The organism is Campylobacter corcagiensis (assembly GCF_013201645.1).
GTDB lineage: Bacteria > Campylobacterota > Campylobacteria > Campylobacterales > Campylobacteraceae > Campylobacter_B > Campylobacter_B corcagiensis.
Genome location: NZ_CP053842.1, coordinates 1200813 through 1218392, shown reverse-complemented (window position 1 = coordinate 1218392; position 17580 = coordinate 1200813). Strand labels below are relative to the sequence as shown.

Genomic DNA, 17580 nt, shown 5'->3' with positions numbered 1-17580 from the left:
TTTCTTTTTTTAGCTATAATTTTACATTTTAAATTTAAGGAAATTTATGAGAATTGTTGTAACAGGTGGGGCTGGATTTATCGGTTCAAATCTTGCTAAACACTTTGATAAAAAAGGTGATGAAGTTTTAGTTATTGATATTTTTAGAAATAGCGATAGATTTTCAAATGGTAACCTTAAAAGCTTTGGACATTATAAAAATTTACTAGGTTTTGAAGGCGAAATTTTAGAAGGCGATATTAATGATAAAGCCACCTTAAAAAAGATAAAAAAATTTCGCCCAGACACTATTTTTCACCAAGCAGCCATTAGCGATACTACAGTTAGTGAGCAAGACTTGCTAATTAGGACGAATTTAAACTCGTTTAGTCATCTAATAGAAATCGCAAAAGATCTAAACTCTAAGCTAATTTATGCAAGCTCAGCTGCTACTTATGGCAATGCAAAAAGTCCACAAACAGTAGGCGAGTGTGAAAGTCCTAGGAATGTTTATGGTTTTTCAAAACTCATGATGGATAAACTCGCTTTTAAATTTTTTAAAAAGCTTCATATTATAGGTTTTAGATACTTTAATGTTTATGGCAGTGGTGAGTATTTTAAAGACAAAACAGCCTCTATGGTTCTTCAATTTGGACTTCAAATTTTAAGTGGTAAAGCTCCAAAACTTTTTGAAGGAAGTGATAAGATAAAGCGAGATTTTGTTTACATAAAAGATATTGTTTTAGGAAATGAACTAGCTTTAAATGCGAAAAAAAGCGGTATTTATAACCTTGCAACTGGTAAGGCTAGGAGTTTTCAAAATATTGCTGATATTTTACAGCGTGAACTTGGCACAAATTTAGGCAGTGAGTATATAAAAAACCCTTTTGTAAAACAGTATCAGTTTCATACTCAAGCTAATATATTAGATACTAAAACAGATTTAGGATATGAGCCAAAATTTAGCCTTGAAGATGGCATAAAAGACTATATTTCTGAGATAAATAGAATTTATGAAAGCGAAGTAAATGGTTAGTATTTTAGTTGTTGGGGACTTGATGATAGATCACTATCTTTGGGGGGATTGTGATAGAATTTCTCCTGAAGCACCCGTGCAAGTTGTAGATATAAAGCAAGAAGATAAACGCCTTGGCGGTGCTGGAAATGTCATAGCAAACCTTAAATCTTTAGGTGCTAGAGTTGGTGTTTTAAGCGTTGTTGGAGATGATAATAGGGCTGATCAAATTTTAGATCTACTTAGCGAAGTGGATTATAAATTCTTAGTTAAAGAAAATGGCAGAAAAACAAGCCAAAAATCTAGGCTCATGGCAGTATCTCAGCAAATAGTTCGCTTTGATAAAGAGAGTAAAGAAAATATCACTCAAGATAGCGAAGATAAACTTCTATCAAAATTTAGTGAAATTTTGCCACAATTTGATGGTGTGCTTTTAAGTGATTATGCAAAAGGCGTTTTAACGCCTAGAATTTGTAAAGAGATAATAAAACAATCAAAAGATAAATTTGTCCTAGTTGATCCAAAAGGTAAGGATTATTCAAAATATAGCGGTGCAACGCTTCTTACGCCAAACCGCAAAGAAGCAGCGATTGCAACTAGTATTGATATAAAAGATGATGTTAGTTTAAAAGATGCTATAGTTAAGCTTAAAAATGATCTAAATTTAAAGTACTCTCTTATAACGCTTTCAGAAAAAGGCATAGCTTTTTATGATAAAAGCTTAGAGATTATACCTGCTATTGCTAGAGAAGTTTATGATGTAACAGGTGCTGGAGATACGGTTTTAGCCACTTTAGGATATGCTTTAGCAAGTAAAATGAGCATTAAAAACGCTACTATTTTAGCAAATAAAGCTGCTGCTGTGGTTGTTAGTAAAGTAGGAAGTGCAACTGTTACACTTAGTGAAATAGCTGAGTATGATAAATTTACAAGTTGCTGGGATCCGCTTAAAAAGATAAAAACAGTTGATGAAATTTTAGAAATTTTAAGTGCTAATAATAAACAAGTAATCTTTACAAATGGTTGTTTTGATATACTTCACGCAGGTCATGTAAGCTATCTTGCTAAAGCAAAAGCTATTGGTGGTGTGCTTGTGCTTGGGTTAAATTCTGATGCTTCTGTTAAAAGACTAAAAGGTAACACTCGCCCTATAAACTCACAAATTTCTAGAGCTACGGTTTTAGCAGGTCTTCAAAGCGTTGATTATGTTGTGATATTTGATGAAGACACCCCTTATGAACTTATCAAAAAAATTAAACCAGATGTGCTTGTAAAGGGTGCAGATTACGCAAATAAAGAGGTTGTTGGAAGTGATATAGCTAAAAGAGTTGAGCTTATAGAATTTAAAGATGGCTTTAGTACAACAAATATAATAAAAAGGATAAAAGAGTGAAAGATATGATAAAAGGTGAGCTAGATGCTCACTATGAGACGATTAAAAACACTTATAAAATAGCTGATGATATAGAAAAAGCGTGCGAAATGGTAGTTCAAACGCTTAAAAACGGTGGTAAGATTTTACTATTTGGAAATGGCGGAAGCGCGGCTGATGCACAGCATGTAGCAGCTGAGTTAACTGGAAGATACAAAAGCGAAAGAACTCCTTTAGCAGGTATAGCGCTAACGACTGATACTTCAGCACTAACAGCTATTGGAAATGATTATGGATATGAGTTTGTTTTTTTAAGGCAAGCTAAAGCATTAGCTAGAAAGGGTGACCTGTTTTTTGGAATCTCAACAAGCGGAAACTCAAAAAATGTGATAAACACACTAGAATTTGCTAAAAGTATAGGTTGTAAAACCTTAGGGCTTAGTGGCAAAGGCGGTGGTGCGATGAATGAGTATTGTGATTTAAATTTAGTAGTTCCTAGTAGCGACACAGCTAGAATTCAAGAGATGCACCTACTTATAGAACATACGATTTGCCAAGCAATAGATGATGCCTTTAAGGATTTATAGAGGTTAAATTTAACTCTTTGTAGGCTTTTAAAACCATATCAGGAGTTAAATTTTTCATGCACTTGTGCGTTTTTATAGGGCAAGTTCTTTTCATACAAGGCATACAGGCTAAATCAAGGCGAACTATCTTAGATTTTGAGTTTTTATAAGGGCTTGTCTCAAACCACCTTGTAGGACCAAATAGTGCTATAGTTGGTGTTTTATAAGACGCTGCGATATGCATAGGACCACTATCGTTTGTTATAAAAAGTGATAATCCTGCGATATTTTGGCAAAGCTCTTGGATGCTAGTTTTACCACATAAGTTTATAAAATTTATATTTTTCTCTTTTAAGATATCAGCTATTTCGTTACAGATTTTAGCTTCATTTTTTGTGCCAAATATTAAGATATCATACTCTTTTGATAAAGCAGTAGCAACTTCTGCGAAGTAACTAGGATACCATCTTTTCGCACTTCCATAGCTTGCACCTGGATTTAGACCGAGTGTTTTTTTGCTAAATATTTTTGGCTTAAAATATAACTTTAGTTCACTTTGTTTTTGGTCTAAATTTAGACTTTTTGTTACAAAATCTAAATATTTTTCTGCTTGATGACCTTGATATGAGTTTTTATCAAAGATATACTTTTTTTTAGCTTTTAGAAAAAACATACTAAATTTAGTAGCAAAATGGCTTCGAAAACTTATAGCTATATCAAATTTATCAAAGCTTTTTATAGTTTGATAAAGCTTTATATATCTAAATTTGGTTTTTTTACTCTCATCTATGACTATTTTTTCTAAATTTGGATGATTTTGATATAAAGAAGTTGAAGCAAATGAGCCAAAAAATGTAATCTTTGCTTTAGGAAAATTTAACGCTATGTTTTCAACAGCCATACTTGCCATAACCCCGTCCCCAAGCCAAGTAGGAAGTTCAATAAAGATTTTCATTTATAATCTCCATAGTGAGTTTTACATTGTTTTCAATGCTAAATTTTTTTGAAATTTCTATATTTTTTTGACTTTGAGTTTGAAGTAAGCTAGCATTATTTAAAAATTTATCTATAGTTTTTGAGATTTTCAAATCATTTGGAGAGTTCATTATAAACTCATTATCTAAAATCTCACTAGCCCCGTTTTGCTTAGTCGTAAAGCACACACATCCATAACTAAGTGCTTCTAGGATAACATTTGAAAATGGTTCATAATAAGTTGGAAACACAAAAATATCACTTGCTTCGTAAAATTTATTAACATCATCTCTAACCCCTAAAAAAAGCGTATCAAGACCTAAATTTTTAGTTAAATTTATATATTTTTTTATATTTTTATCTTTGCCTATTATGATGGAACTATAGTTGGAATTTAAATTTTTTAGGATAGTTAAAAATTCTTTTACGCCTTTTCTTTTAAAGCCACTTCCAACAAAAAGAATGAGTGGTTTTTTAAGATCAAGATTAAATTTAGCACAAATTTCAGTTTTAGTTTTTACTTTGTCTACTTTGTTTGGCAAATTTACTCCGTTATAAATAGTTTGTATTTTTTGCGGGTTAATGTTATATGTTTTTATGATTTGATCTTTTATGAAGTTTGAATTTGTTATGATTTTTTTAGAATTTTCAAAACATTTTCTTTCTAAGTATGGATATACGAAATTTAAAGGGTTTAAAAACCATAGTTTTTTTTGATTTCTATAAACTTTATGAACTCCATCACCAGCTCTGTAAATATCAGCACACCCAACTCTTTCAAGGCTAAAATAAATTTCATCTTTACTTTTTTGTTTACAAACTTGATGATTAAATTTCAAAGCTTTTAGCCATGAAGGAATTTTTTGGTTGCCATTAAAGGAGCGAATTTCATGCTTTATACCGTTTTGTTTTAAAACATAAACAACTCTTTGAAGATACTTTTCAGCGCCTCCGACAGCCTTTGGGTTAATTCTTAGAAATACTATTTTTTTCATAAGAGTAATTTTACAATAAATTTTATGAAAACTTGGTTATAATGAGAGTTTCATTTTATTTTTAAGGCTTATTTTGAAAATTTTACTTATTAGGAATGATAATATCGGGGATTTGGTTTGTACTACACCAGCTATCGAGGCTTTAAGAAAAAAATATCAAGACGCTAAAATAGATATAGTTGTAAATAGCTTAAATTCTTTTGTAGTTGAAAACAATCCTTTTTTGGATAAAATTTATATCTACACAAAAACAAAGCACAAAAAGAGATTGAATGATAAAATTGCAGCTCTTATAGAAAAAACTAAAATTTTATACAAAATAAAAAAAGAAAAGTATGATATTTGTGTTATTTTTAGGAGTTCTTATTCAAAAAACGCTGGGCTTTTTGCAAAAGTTTCAAACGCAAAAGAGATTATCGGTATTGATGAGAAAAATCAGGCTAGTTTTGTAACTATAAAAGTACCACAAAAACAGATAAATGAAATAAAACTTTGCTATGAAATTCTAAAGCCATTAGACGTTAAAGAGTGTGATGAAAAGACATTTTTCTTACCAAATCATAAAAATAGCTTATATTCTAATTTTATATTTTTTCATATATCTTCAAGAATAGAACAAAATCAACTAAGCAAAGATAAAATATGTCAAATTTTATCTTACATAAAAACTAAAACAATAAATATCATAATAACAGCTGAAGATAGTGATTTTGCAAAACAAATATCACAAATCACAAAAGTAAAATATTTACAAACCAAAAATCTACAAGAACTCGCTTCTTATATATATGAGGCAAAGTTTTTGATAACTCTTGATGGTGGGATAGCTCATTTAGCCCCAGCTATGGGAGTTGATACGCTTATACTTTTTGGCAAAACAGATATAAATCGCTGGAAACCAATATCTTGTAGTGCAAAATGTGTTGTTTTGCAAGATGAAACAAAAATTGCTGAGAATATCAACTTAGAAGAAATTTATAGCAATATTGAAAATTTTTTATAAAATTCTTTTATAAATTTCATAAATTTTATTAGCCATAATATCTTTTGTAAAGTTATTTTTAACAAATTCTCTAGCGTTGTTTTGATAAAAATTTACCTTTTCTTTATCGCTTAATAGCCCTTTTAGTTCGCTATATAATTTTTCTTCATCAAAATCAGTCATTATAAAATTTGACCCATTATATAAATCAGGAATGCTTCCAATATTTGTCGATATACAAGCATTTTTCATTAACAAAGCTTGCATTAAAGATTGTGGCACACCTTCTTTTGAATCAGATGTAAGCATAAAAATATGGATTGCTTTTAAAAAAATTTCTGGATTTTTACAATGCCCTAAAAGTTTTACATAATCTGACATGTTATTTTGCTTTATAAAAGCAATCAAGTCTTGTTTTTTAGGTCCATCTCCAGCTATTAAAAAGATAATATTTGGGAAATCTTTGTGTATTTTTAAAGCTATTTTTAAAAACACATCATGTCGTTTAAAGGCTCTAAGAACAGCTAAATTTCCTACATAAATTTTATCATTTTCAAGATTTAAAGTCTTTAAACACTCATCTTTATCATAAATTTCAGGATTAAAAATATTGTCATTAATTCCAGTTGGTATTGATATAATTTTATCTTTATCAATTCTATTTTCTTTTATCATAGCCTCTTTTACACTTTCGCCAGTTGTGATGATAAAATCAGCCAAAGAATTTATAAAATTTAGCCTTGAAGGATTAATTTTATTTGATAAATGTCTTGTTCTTATAAATTTTATACCAGCTAGTTTTGCTGCAATTCCTCCAACCCAAGTATCTTTTCCGCTGTGAGTATTTATTATATCTATTTTATTTTTTTTAATAATCTTGATTAATCCGAAAATAGTTTTTATGTCAAAATTTGATCTAAATGGCAAAATAAATGTTTTTATATTAGCCTCATTTGCTTTTTGTAGTATCTTGGAATTTTCTCTACAAGCGATAAATATCTCAACTTCATATTTTTCTCTAATGGCAATTGCTTCGTTTATTATTCTTATTTCTTGACCGCCCCAGCCATCGCTCCACTCGGTATGTAAAACTTTTATTTTTTTCATATTTTCAACTTTTTTGTGTATAATTAAGCTTTGATTTTACTAATAATTTTATAAAACTATGGTTAAAATTGCAATCTTTGGAGATGATATGAAAAAAATTTTTAGAAAAATAGCTTATTTTTTGATTAAAAATAAAAAAATAACTAAATCAGATCTAGTCCAAGAAGAGTTTAAAACAGTGTGCTTTTTTAGCAATACTGCAATTGGCGATACTTTGTTTAATACCCCTGTATTTCGAGCTTTTAAACAAAATCTTCCAAATGTAAAAACAATAGCTTTATTAAATCCAAAAAACTATAAACTTTTTGAAAATAACCCATATATAGATGAAGTAGTTTTATATGCTGGAAGATGGAAAAAGTTTTTTAATGTTGCAAATATCTTAAAAAAGAAAAATATTGATATTGTTTTTATACTTCATTCAAATGAGCCACAAGCAACTCCTTTGGCTGTTCTTTCTAATGCAAAGTATATTTATAAACTGCATAATGATAAAAATGAATTTAGAAATTTTCACTCTAATACTCCAAAACCTTTAGAAGTGGAGGATTATGTAGTAAAATATAGACTTAAATATTTGGAATTTGTAGGCATAAAAAGCAGCGATACAAGAATGGAGCTTTTTTTAGATAAAAAAGATTATGATGAGGTTGATAGAGTTTTTAAAAAGAAAAGCAACTTAAAATATATTGGTTTTCAAATGGGGGCTAGTACTCTATCAAGGCAGTGGTTTTTAGAAAAGTGGGTAGAACTAGCAAAACTGTTTTTAAATGATGAAAATATAAGAATAGTTTTAACAGGAAGCTTAAGTGATAAAAAACTAACAACTCAGTTGGTAAATTCATTAAATAGTGAGAGAATTTTAGATTTTGCTGGGGTTTTTAGTATAAGAGGCGCGGCTGCTTTAATAGACAGGCTTGATTTATTAATCACGCCAGATACCGGACCACTTCACATAGCAGCTGCTTTAAAAACACCTACAGTTACGCTTTTTGTGGTTGCTCAGCCCTATGCTTCAAATCCTAATTTTGATAAAGAAATACATAAAATTATTAAAAAAGAAAAAACCTGTGTGCCATGCGTTGGCAGAAGATGTAAATATCAAAAATGTATGCTTCAGATTTCAGCACGTGAAGTTTATGAACTATCTAAAGAGTTAATATGAAAAGTATTTTGTTTATAGATACTGGAATTGAGTATGGTGGCGGAACTAAGAGTCTTTTATATCTTTTAGATGAGTTAAATAAAAAAAATGAGTATAAAATTACAGTTTTTTTTGAGAATAACTATGATACAAAAGAGGGAAAAATATTAGATGTTATAAAAAACAGAAATATAGATATTTTATACTGCGAAAAAAATAAATTTAAAATGTCAAAATTTAAAAGAGAAATTTGTAGAATTTTTTGTAAAAGATTGATAAAGCAAGAAAAATATAAAAATGATTTAAAATTTGCTAATGATTTGCTTTCAAAAAATAAGTTTGATTTTATACATTTAAATAATCATTTTTCTACAAATCTTGCATATATACAAGCAGCTAATAATTTAAATATAAAAGTCATACAACACTTAAGGAAAAATGCCCCACTTGATAAAACTGAGATAAATATTTTAAAAAATCTTAAATTTAAAGCCATATCTGTTTCTAACTCAACTTATAAATTTTATAGTAAGTATCTGAAATTTGAAAATAAAGTTATATATGATCCAGTATGCATAAAAGAGGGTATTGAAAGTAGGAAAAACGATAATGAAATTTCTATCATAATGCCAGCTAATTTTTTAGAGTTAAAAGGCCATGATCTAGTTTTTGATGCTATGTTAAATTTAAAAAGAGATGATTTAAAATTATATATCGCTGGATCTGGAGAATTTAAAAAACAGACAAAAGAAAAACTTGAAAAGCTTATAGAAAAGAATTTAGTAATAAACCTCGGCTTTGTAAAAAATATGGATGAAATTTATCCAAAATTTGATTATTTGCTTGGTTTTTCAGAAAACGAGGGTCTTCCTAGGGTTGTGATTGAAGCTTTAGGTTATGGTCTTGGTGTTATATTTTCTAATATTGATGTTATGGGTGAACTTTATGAAATTTCATCAAAAAAAGAGGATTTTCACATTATAAATAGAACGGCAAAAGATCTATTTGTTTTTCTTTCAAAACTTAAAAAATCAAAAAGCCACAAAAGAGATATTGCTATAATAAACACTTTTAAGTTAGAAAATTACATAGAGTCTATTTTGAGTTTTTATAAAGATTGTGAATAAATTTATATATTTTTTTTTCATCTTCTTGGCTTAAGATAAAATATCTACTTGCGTCTATGTTTCGTACTGTGTTAAATACAGAACTTATTGGTGGTAGTGATGAGTTGATTATAAGAGAGTTAGAAACTCCTCTTTGCTCGCTTGAAAAACAAGGCCCCATAAGACAGATTGTAGGTATTTTCATAGTATCGGCTATATAGTAGTTTCCAGTGTCTGATGATATGTATAGATTTAGTAGTGATATATGATATGGGAGTTCTTTTAACGGAATTTGATTTACCAAATTTCTTATATCTAGGTTTTTTGTATTTAGTTTAGAAAGCATTTTATCTTCATCTTTTACTCCAAATATATAAATTGTGCAGTCGAAATTTGACAAGATTTTTAATATTTTGTTCCATGTTTGTGGTGGTGGAGTTTTGATTTTATTTCCTGCACTTAGACTTATGCCGATTTTAAATTTATCGTTATTTTCTATCTTAGAAACTTCTGGTATAAAAAGTGGCGATTGGATTTTTTTTTCATATTTTAACTCTTTGATTCCAATCATTTTAAGATAGCTATGAAGAGTTAAGTCATTTGTAGTGTGTTGTATTTGCACCATTTTGTGAGCAAAAAATTTTGGTTTTTGTGGTTTTATGGTTACGATTTTTTTTGCAAATGAAAATTTAGCTAAAAAAAGATTAAGAGAATTTGGTGTTAAAACATAAACTTCACTATAATTTTCTAAAAATATTAAAAATGCTAATTTGTATCTACCAAAAAGTTCTTTTTTAAATTTATCTATAGGATATGTTTTATTTATCCTGTTATCGTAGTTAGCAAAAGCTAAATTCGTACTTGCTAGTACTATATCAAATGGCTTTAAAGGTTCAAATAAAATACTGGAATTTGCATAATCCCCAATAACTGCGTTTTGTATGATGAGTTTTTTGTCTGTTTTTTTTCTAAAGATAGATACGACTTTTAAAAATGGATAGAAAAATAGATATATAACTATATAAAACATCAATTCTCCAAGGTATAAATTGTTATTTAATGATAAATTTAGTATACTACTAGATTGCAAATGAAAGGAAAAAATGGGTAGTCAAAGTTTAAGATATATAGATTGTGCTATATGTGTGTTGCTGTTTATATTTATTATTTGCGAACATCATGTAGAATTTACAGCTATAAAAAATATCTCTTTATATTTGGCTTTATTTCTTAGTTTAGCTCTATTTTCTACAAATAAACAAGTAGTTTGTAATAATATCAAAAATAATTTTTTATTAGCAAAATATCAACTGATTTTTTTGTCTATTTTTATATTTTATGCTTTTGTTATAGCCCTGTTTCCATACTCAAAAGAATTTGGCACTTTTGGAAATACTTTTAGTGAATTTGGAAGAGGAGTTTCGTTTTTATTTGTTGTTTTAATTTATGCATCAAGCAGTGAAACAAAACCAAAAATTTTTTTTTATAGTTTGCTAGCTGCTTATGTGCTTATAACTTTGTACTATATGAAGCCTTTGTTTACAGAATTTGATAAGATTAATGTTAATGGCGAGACTTCTAGAATTATAAATAGGGCATACTCTTTTTTCGTTGATAGATTTTTTATATTTGGACTTATGGGAATTTTTCTTTTTAAAAATAAATACTTAAAGTCATTTTTTATTATTTTCTCACTTATAGCTGTGATAATGTCAATATTAACTGGTGCTAGAGGTGCTTGGCTTTGTTTGGTTGTTTGTGTTATTTTGTTTTTAATTGCTATCTTTTTTACAAGATATAAAAATACTATAAAAAAAAGGTATAAACCAATTTTATTTATTACAATATTATCTGTTATTGTAGTTGGTTATTTTGCATCTCGATCTGGAATATTTCAATACAAAATCTCACAAAATAACTCTAGCGGCAGAGATATGATACTAAAAGAAAGATTTCCTTTGCTTTTAAAAAGCGATAGGGCATTTTGGGGTCTTGGGTATGAAGAGCATCAATATGATGAATTTTTAAGTAATAAACTTGATGAGGGTCATAACATTTCTATGATGATTATAAGAAATGGAAAAAGACACTGGTGGAACGATGAGCCATTTTTTATAGGAAATTACTATTATTTTGGTTTTATAGGAACTTTAGCTCTATTTTTATCATTTTTTGCTCTTTTAATTAGTTGTTTTGCTGAGTTTAAAAAAAGTAGAAATTTGTTATACGCTGGTATTTTTATATCAGTTTTTTCATATTTTGGAGTAAGGGGAATTGTCGAAACATATAATTTAAAAATTTTATATCTTTTTTATATGATAGGATTTTTTATTTTAGTAAAAAGAGGGTTGCTACCTAAAAATAAAATATAATAGTTACAAAAATAATTTTTTATATAGCATTATTTAGATTAAAAACTATCTTTTGTTTTATTAAATTCATTTCATCACTAAAATCCATAAGTCTATTTTCTACTTTGTGCTTTATGATGCCATCTTTATCACAAGGTACAAATTCCCAATCTTTTTGGAAAACTATATGTTTTCCCATAGTTTGAATGCCGTTTTGTTTTGTGTATCCACTTTTTAAAAGCCAGTTATCCCACGGACCCCACTCATAAGCCCCGCTTGGACCAAAAAATGCTATGCATGGAGTATCGTTTGCAGCAGCAATATGCATAATAGCAGTATCAACGCCTATATATAAGCTTGAAAGTTTAGAAAGCTTTATAACTTGCTTTAAATTTAGTTTTCCAGCTAAATTTATGGGGTTAGCTTTACAAAGTGATAAAATATTTTTTAGTTTATCTAGCTCATTTTGATTATTATCGCCTGTTAAAACTACTTTTATGTTTAAATCATTTTCACAAAAATCAATGATATTTGCCATAATATCATCATTTACACACTTAAACATCCATCTTGAAGTTGCATGGATATGGATAAATTTATTAGGTAAATTTAAAAACTCTAAATTTTCATCACTAAAAACTTCAACTTTTTTATTAAAAATTTCTAAATTTAAAGCTTTTAGTGCGTCTAAATTTTGATCAACTATGTGTTTAAAATCACTAAATTTTGGAATTTTATCTGTGATAAAAGTATTTGTTAGCCTGTTTTTGCCGCTCATGCCAACTATTTTTTTAATTCCAGCAAATTTTGCTATCCAAATTCCCCTATCACCAGTTGTTAAATTTATAGCTATATCGTAATTTTGTTTTTTAATATTTTTAGCAAATTCAAGTTCAAGTAAGATTTTATCTATAAAGTTAGAATTTTTTATCTTAAATCTATCGTATATATGAATTTTATTTATGTTTGGATTGCCACTTATCATCGCTTCACAGCCACTATTTAGGGCAAAGTCTATAGTTGCATCTGGGTAGTTAAGCTTTAAATTTGATACGACTGGCGAAGCTAGAAGAGTATCGCCGATATTTCTAAATTTTATAACTAATATTTTCATTTTATATACTTCCAAAATGTGTATTGTGAGTAGAGTTTTGATATCACAAAACCGTGCCAACCCTCCATAAATCCGCCTTTTAATATGTAGAGTTTAAAAAATGTCCAGCACGGACTAAAGATAGCTTTTAAGACATTTTTTTTAGCCCCAAGAGTTGAGTATCTGTTTTGTTTAGCGATAAACTCATCTATATTTTCATAAGCTTTGTGGATGAAGTGATTTTTCAAAGTTCCAAAAGCCATATTTTCATCAAAAAACACAACACTTTCATGGACATCTCTTTGGTTAAAATTTGCAAAATTTTTATTAAAAAGTCTAACTGAATAGTCAGGATAAAGCCCCATTTTTTTAATAGCTTTTCCAAAGAAAAAGTTAAGTCTTGCTACTTTATAAGCCATAAATTTTGGATTTTTTATGGTTTTTAAAATTTCATCTTTTAACTTTTGAGTGATTATTTCATCACTATCAAGCACAAAAACCCACTCATTTTGTGCTAAATTTACTCCAAATCTCTTTTGCTTACCAAAGCCAAGCCAGGGCTGATATATAAATTTAGTATTAAATTTATAGCAAAATTCTTTTGTTTTATCAGTTGAACCACTATCGATAATTAAAATCTCATCAGCAAATTTAGCACTTTCTAAGACCTCTTTTAGGTATTTTTGGCTATTTAAAGTTAGAATTACTATGCTTAATTTATTCATAAATTTCCTCATAAAAGTGCTTAAATCTCTTATGAAACCAAAAATACTCATCTGGCTTAAACTCTATAATTTTTTGCGTTGCATCAGCTTGAAGTTGAGTTATTTTTTGTACGGCATCTTCTTTATTAAAATTTGCTACATCAATAGCTTCAAAAAAGTAGATTTCATCTTTTTTATCGCTATTTTTATATATAAAAGCTGGTATTACTAAAGCGTTCATTTTCTGTGCAAATATCGATGCTACTGGCGTGTGAAGAGCTCTTTTTCCAAAAAAACTAACTTCTATACCATCTTTTTTGGCTGTGTTTTGATCTGTTAAAATTCCAACTGGTCGGTTGTTTTTTAAAGATCTCATTATATTTTTTGCAGCACTACTTTTTTCAATTAAATTTATATCAAACTGAGTTCTGTTTTTGGTTAAAATTTTATCCATTACTTTACTATCAAGCGCTCTTCCTACTATGCTTACAGATCCAAATTTAGCAGCCATAGCAAGGCTAAAAAGCTCCCAGTTACCATAATGTGCGGTTTGAACAATGACAGGGCGATTTGTTTTTAAGGCATTTGCAAAAACTTCCTCGTTTATAAATTTAACTTTATTTAGGATTTTTTCTTTTGTCGTGTTTTGGTTTTTTATAAAATCAATCCCAACTCTTGCAAAATGAATATATGTTTTTCTAACGATTTGTTGTTTTTCATCATCGCTTTTTTCTGGAAAGCACAAATTCAGGTTAGCAAAGATAATTTTTTTATACTTTTTATCGATTTTAAAGGCTAAATTTCCTATAAAATTCGCAAAACCATCTAGCATAAAATTTGGAAAAAGATTTACTATAAATTTAAGCGTATAAAAAAGCCAAAGATAGATAAAGTCTATCATTTTAGTAGCTCCTTTGCTAGGTTTACGATACTTTTTGGTTCTATTTTAGATATACAAAAGTCATTTTTATCAAGTTTTTTTGGATCTATCTCTTTTCCTGAGTGGATTGTTAAATTTATAGAAGTTTCAAAGCTATTTCTAAAGTGTGGCGTATATCCATAAATAGTTATACTTGGGACATTTTGAGCCCATGCTAAGTGGGTTGGACCACTATCTGCACCTATTACAAGAGCGAAATTTCTTATATTTTTAGCCAAATCAGAAAGAGTTGTTGGCTTTAAAATTTTAGCGTGAGTTTGCTTTGAGATTTTATTTGCCATTTCCAACTCACTTTTTGTGTTTGCTGATAGATAAATTTCATACTCTTTAAGGCTGTTTATAACTTCAGTAAATTTTGGGTAAATTTTAGTTTTAACGCTTGAGCCTACGACTATTAAAATTCCTTTTTTTTCGCTATTTGATTCTTTTTGGTCTTTATATATAAAGCATGGATTTTTATCTAAAATTTCTTGCTTGCTAAACTCAAAATTTAGCCCCTTGCTAACAAGAGTTAAATTTCTTATGATGATGTTTTGGCTATAATCACACGCTATTTTTTTAGAATAAAATAGACTTGCTAAGCTCTCTCTAATGCTATTTTTATCAAAACCAACTATATTTTTACCTAAAATTCTAGCTACAATTGCTGATTTGATAAGTCCTTGAAGATCTAAGATTATATCAAATTTAGGAGCATTTCTTAACGATTTATAGCTTTGTATAAATTTCTTATCTTTTAAGTTTAGCTTTATGATGCCACTAATCAAAGCGTGATTTTCAAGCAAATTTGCAAATCTATCTTCACAAACCCACCAAATTTCAGCCGTTTTAAAATGAGTCTTGATAAACTGTAAAACTACCGAAGAGTGGACAATATCGCCAAAAGCTGAGAGTTTAACTATACAAATTTTCATTTCGTTATTTTACATAAATATTGCCAAAAAATGACTTAAACCCCTAAAGTTGGTTAAAATGTTTTCTAAATTTTGTTATAATCTAGTTTTTATTTAGGATGGGATTATGAAAATTTTTGTTACAGGAATGGCTGGGTTTATAGGCTCAGCACTAGCTAAAGCTCTAGCACAAAGAGGCGATGAGGTAGTTGGCTTTGATAATATTAATAACTACTATGATGTTGAGCTAAAATTTGATAGATTAAGAAGTAATGGTATAGATAAGTGGAGCGATAAAGAGTTATCTATCTCAAAAACTATGCCAAATTTAGCGTTTATAAAGGGCGATTTGGCGGATTTAGAACTTTTAGAGAGAATTTTTAAAGAGCATAAATTTGATGCAGTTGTAAATTTAGCCGCTCAAGCAGGAGTTAGATACTCTTTAATCAATCCACACAGCTATACAAAAAGCAATGTAGTTGGATTTGTAAATTTGCTTGAAGTTATTCGCCACAGTGGGGTTAAAAATTTTGTTTATGCAAGTTCAAGTTCTGTTTATGGACTAAATGAAAAGATGCCTTACTCAGAACACCACGAAACAAACCACCAAGTTAGCGTCTACGCAGCAACTAAAAAAGCAAACGAAATGTTAGCCCACACATATAGTCATCTTTATGATATAAGCACAACTGGTCTTAGGTTTTTTACTGTTTATGGACCTTGGGGAAGACCTGATATGGCACCATCTTTGTTTGTAGGAGCTGCTCTTAGGGGTGAGAGTATTAAAGTCTTTAATCACGGTGAGATGATGAGAGATTTTACATATATAGATGATATTGTTGATGGTGTGATAAAAGTCATAGATAAGCCTACTACTTCAAATCCTAAATGGGACGCGAAAAATCCAGACCCAGCAAGTTCAAAAGCTCCTTTTAGAATTTATAATATCGGTTGTAATAATCCTGTTAAGCTTATGGACTTTATTAAAGCTATCGAGACAAAGCTTGGCTTTGAGATAAAAAAGGAGTTTGTAGGTATGCAAGATGGCGATGTTGTGGCAACTTATGCTGATGTAAGTGAGCTTGTGAAGGATTTTGGTTATAAGCCAACTACTACTTTAAAAGATGGTGTTGGGAAATTTGTTGATTGGTATAAGAGTTATTTTAAGGATATAAAATGAAAATAGCAGTTGTTGGGCTTGGTTATGTTGGACTATCTATGTCTATGCTTTTATCGCAAAAGTATGAAGTTTGCGGTTTAGAGGTGGTTGATGAAAAAGTTAATATGCTAAAGAATAAAATTTCTCCTATAAGCGATCCTGAAATAGAGCGGTTTTTAAAGGAAAAAGAGCTAAATTTCACCCCGACAAATAAAAAAGAAGAAGCTTATAAGGATGCTAAATTTATTATAGTTGCAACGCCAACAAATTATGATGAAAAGACTAATTATTTTGATACAAGTTCGGTTGAAGCTGTGATAAAAGATGCCATAGCTATTAATAAAGACGCTACTATTGTGATAAAATCAACTATCCCAGTTGGCTATACAAAAGAGATAAATGCTAAATTTAACACTAATAATATCATCTTTAGTCCTGAGTTTTTAAGAGAAGGAAAAGCACTACAAGATAACTTATATCCAAGCAGAATAATAGTAGGCGAAAAAAGCGAGCGTGCTAAAGAATTTGCTCAAATGTTATCAAATTGTGCAGCAAAAAGTGATATACCAGTTCTTCTTACAGATTCAACAGAAGCTGAAGCAATTAAGCTATTTGCTAATACTTATTTGGCTATGAGAGTTGCTTTTTTTAACGAACTTGACACTTACGCACAAGTAAGAGGGCTTGATACAAAGTCCATTATAGAAGGCGTTGGATTAGACCCTAGGATAGGCTCACACTACAACAATCCTAGCTTTGGATATGGCGGGTATTGTTTGCCTAAAGATACAAAACAGCTTTTAGCTAACTATCAAGATGTACCATCAAATTTAATAGAAGCAATAGTAAAATCAAACTCAACAAGAAAGGATTTTATAGCTGATAGCATAATCGCTAAAAAGCCTAAAGTTGTAGGAATTTATAGACTTATTATGAAAGCAGGAAGTGATAACTTTAGAAGTTCGGCAATACTTGGAGTGATGAAGCGTATAAAAGCTAAAGGAATCGAAGTGGTAGTTTATGAGCCAAATTTAGATGATGAGTTTTTCTTTAACTCAAAAGTCATAAAAGATCTAAACGAATTTAAAAAACTCTCAAGCGTAATCATAGCCAACAGACTTGATGATAGTTTAAGTGATATAAAAGATAGAGTATTTACAAGAGATCTATATAGAAATGATGATTAGGTTTTATATTTA

General features: G+C 29.2%; 17 protein-coding genes. 9 read left to right on the top strand and 8 right to left on the bottom strand.

Annotated elements, in window-relative coordinates; all coding sequences use genetic code 11:
* Nucleotides 1–46 precede the first annotated feature (46 nt).
* The 3 genes from rfaD to CCORG_RS06235 are packed head-to-tail and all read left to right on the top strand — an operon-like array spanning nt 47 to nt 2953.
* A complete protein-coding gene (gene rfaD / locus CCORG_RS06245) occupies nt 47–1015 on the top strand; it encodes an ADP-glyceromanno-heptose 6-epimerase (protein WP_025803223.1) in 969 nt (322 codons plus the stop codon).
* Nucleotides 1008–2387, top strand: coding sequence for a D-glycero-beta-D-manno-heptose-7-phosphate kinase (gene rfaE1 / locus CCORG_RS06240; RefSeq protein WP_025803224.1), 1380 nt, complete (start codon nt 1008–1010; stop codon nt 2385–2387). Before rfaD ends, rfaE1 begins: the two co-directional genes overlap by 8 nt.
* Before the next feature lie 5 nt (nt 2388–2392).
* Complete coding sequence (locus CCORG_RS06235) at nt 2393–2953, top strand: D-sedoheptulose 7-phosphate isomerase (protein WP_034971523.1); 561 nt, start codon at nt 2393–2395, stop codon at nt 2951–2953.
* On the opposite strand, the gene waaF is transcribed toward CCORG_RS06235, so the two are convergent.
* Nucleotides 2940–3887: a lipopolysaccharide heptosyltransferase II gene (gene waaF / locus CCORG_RS06230; protein ID WP_025803226.1), complete on the bottom strand. Its 948-nt coding sequence runs from the start codon at nt 3885–3887 to the stop codon at nt 2940–2942. The genes CCORG_RS06235 and waaF overlap by 14 nt on opposite strands.
* Nucleotides 3871–4902, bottom strand: a complete 1032-nt coding sequence (locus CCORG_RS06225) for a glycosyltransferase family 4 protein (RefSeq protein ID WP_025803227.1) — start codon at nt 4900–4902, stop codon at nt 3871–3873. The genes waaF and CCORG_RS06225 overlap by 17 nt, the downstream gene beginning before the upstream one ends.
* 73 nt (nt 4903–4975) lie before the next feature.
* Here CCORG_RS06225 and CCORG_RS06220 point away from each other — a divergent pair, with 73 nt between their 5' ends.
* Entirely contained in the window at nt 4976–5905 is a 930-nt protein-coding gene (locus CCORG_RS06220) for a glycosyltransferase family 9 protein (protein ID WP_025803228.1), read from the top strand.
* On the opposite strand, the gene CCORG_RS06215 is transcribed toward CCORG_RS06220, so the two are convergent.
* Entirely contained in the window at nt 5900–6991 is a 1092-nt protein-coding gene (locus tag CCORG_RS06215; RefSeq protein ID WP_025803229.1) for a glycosyltransferase family 4 protein, read from the bottom strand. The genes CCORG_RS06220 and CCORG_RS06215 overlap by 6 nt on opposite strands.
* 88 nt (nt 6992–7079) lie before the next feature.
* On the opposite strand from CCORG_RS06215, the gene CCORG_RS06210 reads away from it, so the two are divergent.
* Complete coding sequence (locus CCORG_RS06210; protein WP_025803230.1) at nt 7080–8156, top strand: glycosyltransferase family 9 protein; 1077 nt, start codon at nt 7080–7082, stop codon at nt 8154–8156.
* Complete coding sequence (locus CCORG_RS06205; protein WP_025803231.1) at nt 8153–9262, top strand: glycosyltransferase family 4 protein; 1110 nt, start codon at nt 8153–8155, stop codon at nt 9260–9262. Before CCORG_RS06210 ends, CCORG_RS06205 begins: the two co-directional genes overlap by 4 nt.
* On the opposite strand, the gene CCORG_RS06200 is transcribed toward CCORG_RS06205, so the two are convergent.
* A complete protein-coding gene (locus tag CCORG_RS06200) occupies nt 9231–10271 on the bottom strand; it encodes a glycosyltransferase family 9 protein (RefSeq protein WP_025803232.1) in 1041 nt (346 codons plus the stop codon). The two genes, CCORG_RS06205 and CCORG_RS06200, sit on opposite strands and share 32 nt — an antisense overlap.
* Nucleotides 10272–10344: 73 nt before the next feature.
* On the opposite strand from CCORG_RS06200, the gene CCORG_RS06195 reads away from it, so the two are divergent.
* Entirely contained in the window at nt 10345–11613 is a 1269-nt protein-coding gene (locus CCORG_RS06195; protein WP_025803233.1) for an O-antigen ligase family protein, read from the top strand.
* A 19-nt stretch (nt 11614–11632) separates the two neighbouring features.
* Here the strand turns inward: CCORG_RS06195 and rfaQ are convergent, their stop codons facing one another.
* Genes rfaQ through waaC form a run of 4 tightly spaced genes read right to left on the bottom strand, consistent with a single transcriptional unit; the run spans nt 11633 to nt 15243 of the window.
* A complete protein-coding gene (gene rfaQ, locus CCORG_RS06190) occupies nt 11633–12706 on the bottom strand; it encodes a putative lipopolysaccharide heptosyltransferase III (RefSeq protein WP_025803234.1) in 1074 nt (357 codons plus the stop codon).
* The gene (locus CCORG_RS06185) at nt 12703–13410 is read right to left on the bottom strand and encodes a glycosyltransferase family 2 protein (protein ID WP_025803235.1); all 708 of its coding nucleotides are present in this window, start codon (nt 13408–13410) and stop codon (nt 12703–12705) included. The genes rfaQ and CCORG_RS06185 overlap by 4 nt, the downstream gene beginning before the upstream one ends.
* Nucleotides 13403–14290: a lipid A biosynthesis lauroyl acyltransferase gene (locus CCORG_RS06180; RefSeq protein ID WP_025803236.1), complete on the bottom strand. Its 888-nt coding sequence runs from the start codon at nt 14288–14290 to the stop codon at nt 13403–13405. The genes CCORG_RS06185 and CCORG_RS06180 overlap by 8 nt, the downstream gene beginning before the upstream one ends.
* Nucleotides 14287–15243 (bottom strand): lipopolysaccharide heptosyltransferase I, encoded by a 957-nt coding sequence (gene waaC / locus CCORG_RS06175; RefSeq protein WP_025803237.1) that lies wholly within the window; start codon nt 15241–15243, stop codon nt 14287–14289. The genes CCORG_RS06180 and waaC overlap by 4 nt, the downstream gene beginning before the upstream one ends.
* A gap of 106 nt (nt 15244–15349) precedes the next feature.
* Here waaC and CCORG_RS06170 point away from each other — a divergent pair, with 106 nt between their 5' ends.
* Together CCORG_RS06170 and CCORG_RS06165 are read left to right on the top strand one after the other, a co-directional pair.
* A complete protein-coding gene (locus CCORG_RS06170; protein ID WP_025803238.1) occupies nt 15350–16402 on the top strand; it encodes an NAD-dependent epimerase in 1053 nt (350 codons plus the stop codon).
* On the top strand, nt 16399–17568 hold the full coding sequence (locus CCORG_RS06165; protein WP_025803239.1) for a nucleotide sugar dehydrogenase: 1170 nt from the start codon (nt 16399–16401) through the stop codon (nt 17566–17568). Before CCORG_RS06170 ends, CCORG_RS06165 begins: the two co-directional genes overlap by 4 nt.
* Nucleotides 17569–17580 lie beyond the last annotated feature (12 nt).

Excerpts from the sequence above, each read along its gene's own strand:
- CCORG_RS06195 (WP_025803233.1), top strand. The coding sequence starts at position 10,345 with ATGGGTAGTCAAAGTTTAAGATATATAGATTGTGCTATATGTGTGTTG.
- waaC (WP_025803237.1), bottom strand. The coding sequence starts at position 15,243 with ATGAAAATTTGTATAGTTAAACTCTCAGCTTTTGGCGATATTGTCCAC.
- CCORG_RS06200 (WP_025803232.1), bottom strand. The coding sequence starts at position 10,271 with ATGTTTTATATAGTTATATATCTATTTTTCTATCCATTTTTAAAAGTC.
- CCORG_RS06170 (WP_025803238.1), top strand. The coding sequence starts at position 15,350 with ATGAAAATTTTTGTTACAGGAATGGCTGGGTTTATAGGCTCAGCACTA.
- rfaE1 (WP_025803224.1), top strand. The coding sequence starts at position 1,008 with ATGGTTAGTATTTTAGTTGTTGGGGACTTGATGATAGATCACTATCTT.
- CCORG_RS06235 (WP_034971523.1), top strand. The coding sequence starts at position 2,393 with ATGATAAAAGGTGAGCTAGATGCTCACTATGAGACGATTAAAAACACT.
- waaF (WP_025803226.1), bottom strand. The coding sequence starts at position 3,887 with ATGAAAATCTTTATTGAACTTCCTACTTGGCTTGGGGACGGGGTTATG.
- CCORG_RS06180 (WP_025803236.1), bottom strand. The coding sequence starts at position 14,290 with ATGATAGACTTTATCTATCTTTGGCTTTTTTATACGCTTAAATTTATA.
- CCORG_RS06210 (WP_025803230.1), top strand. The coding sequence starts at position 7,080 with ATGAAAAAAATTTTTAGAAAAATAGCTTATTTTTTGATTAAAAATAAA.
- CCORG_RS06205 (WP_025803231.1), top strand. The coding sequence starts at position 8,153 with ATGAAAAGTATTTTGTTTATAGATACTGGAATTGAGTATGGTGGCGGA.
- CCORG_RS06185 (WP_025803235.1), bottom strand. The coding sequence starts at position 13,410 with ATGAATAAATTAAGCATAGTAATTCTAACTTTAAATAGCCAAAAATAC.
- rfaQ (WP_025803234.1), bottom strand. The coding sequence starts at position 12,706 with ATGAAAATATTAGTTATAAAATTTAGAAATATCGGCGATACTCTTCTA.
- CCORG_RS06165 (WP_025803239.1), top strand. The coding sequence starts at position 16,399 with ATGAAAATAGCAGTTGTTGGGCTTGGTTATGTTGGACTATCTATGTCT.
- rfaD (WP_025803223.1), top strand. The coding sequence starts at position 47 with ATGAGAATTGTTGTAACAGGTGGGGCTGGATTTATCGGTTCAAATCTT.
- CCORG_RS06215 (WP_025803229.1), bottom strand. The coding sequence starts at position 6,991 with ATGAAAAAAATAAAAGTTTTACATACCGAGTGGAGCGATGGCTGGGGC.
- CCORG_RS06225 (WP_025803227.1), bottom strand. The coding sequence starts at position 4,902 with ATGAAAAAAATAGTATTTCTAAGAATTAACCCAAAGGCTGTCGGAGGC.